The organism is Bradyrhizobium sp. PRIMUS42 (genome assembly GCF_023006515.1).
In the GTDB taxonomy this organism is placed as follows: Bacteria; Pseudomonadota; Alphaproteobacteria; order Rhizobiales; family Xanthobacteraceae; genus Bradyrhizobium.
Genome location: NZ_JALBGZ010001082.1, coordinates 1 through 1,489, shown reverse-complemented (window position 1 = coordinate 1,489; position 1,489 = coordinate 1). Strand labels below are relative to the sequence as shown.

Annotated in this window: 2 protein-coding genes; both read left to right on the top strand. The window is 66.9% G+C overall.

The features are described from left to right. The coding region (locus tag MOV75_RS37785; RefSeq protein ID WP_309487008.1) for an FAD-dependent oxidoreductase at nt 1-873 on the top strand (873 nt) is incomplete at its 5' end. Between the two features lie 150 nt (nt 874-1,023). Continuing rightward, the coding region (locus tag MOV75_RS37780; RefSeq protein ID WP_247007956.1) for an ABC transporter ATP-binding protein at nt 1,024-1,489 on the top strand (466 nt) is incomplete at its 3' end.

Genomic DNA, 1,489 nt, shown 5'->3' with positions numbered 1-1,489 from the left:
CGCCGCACGATCACGGCCCGGGCCCTTGCCAACGCCACCGGAGGCTGGGCGCCGATGGTCGCGGACACCGTGCTGCGCCAGCCGCAGCCCGCAATGGCGGCCATGCAGATCAGCCAGATCATCGTGCCCAAGCTGTTCGATTCGGACAACGTCTACGTCTTCCAGAACAGCGATGGACGATTGATCTTCGCATCCCCCTTCGAGCGGGAGTTCACGCTGATCGGCACGGTCACGCATGATTTCACCGGCGATCCCGCGATCGTCGCGATGCGCGGGGCTGATGTGACCTATCTCTGCGAGGCGGCCAGCCGCTATTTCCGCGAGCGCGTCACCCCGATCGACGTGGTCCGGACGGTCTCCGGCGTCAATTTGACGCCAGCGTCCGCGCGGCGAGGTGACGGCACGACCCTGTTCCACGCTCGCCGGCGCAGGGCGCCGTTGATCACCATGTTCGGCGGCGACGTCACCACCTCGCGCCTGCGCGCGGAGCGGGCGGTGACGAAGTTGACGCCGTTCTATCCGATGTCGCCGCGCTGGACCGCCGGTGCAGCGCTGCCCGGCGGAGATTTTGTGTGGGATCGCTTCGACACTGAGGTGGACCTCGCCCGCGACCGCTGGCGCTTTCTTGGGGAAACGCAAGCCCAGCGTTTGGTCGCGGCCTATGGCTCGCGATTGCCGGCGGTGCTCGGCGAGGCGAAGAGCCGTGACGAACTCGGCCCAGCCTTCGGTCCCGAACTGACCGGCGCCGAGGTGCGCTATCTCATGACCCACGAATGGGCGCGTTTCCCCGAGGACATCCTGTGGCGCCGCTCCAAGCTCGGCCTGACGATGCCGGCAGCGGACCGCGACGCGCTGGCCGCGTTTATGGCGTAGCCCGGATGGAGCGAAGCGCAATCCGGGAAAGTCGTCTTTCCTTCGTGCCGCTCCATCCGGGCTAGGGCTGCAATGGAAGGTATCTCCGACATGGTTGAGCAAAGCCCGATCGGCGGCTAGCGTGCGGCGGAATCGGGGTTGGCAGGGAACATGACCGACGAATTGCCCAAAACGAACGCCGCAACAGGCGCGGCCGACGCAGCTGCCGCCGGCCAGCCGCTGCTGCGCATCGAGGGCGTCGCCAAGTCTTTTGGGACGTTCCGGGCTGTGGATGGTGTGTCGCTCGACATCAAGGCCGGTGAATTCTTTGCGCTGCTCGGCCCCAGCGGCTGCGGCAAGACCACGCTTTTGCGGATGCTCGCCGGCTTCGAGGCGCCGGACGAGGGGCGTATCCTGCTCGGCGGCGAGGACATCGCGCAGGCCCTGCCGCATGAGCGCCCGGTCAACATGATGTTCCAGAATTACGCGCTGTTTCCGCATCTGTCGGTGCGCGACAACATCGCCTTCGGCCTGAAGCGCGCTGGCATGGCGCGCGCCGACATCGCCACGCGCGTGGCCGAGATGGTTGCGCTGGTGAAGCTCGAGGGGCTGGAGAAGCGCAAGCCCGACCAGCTCT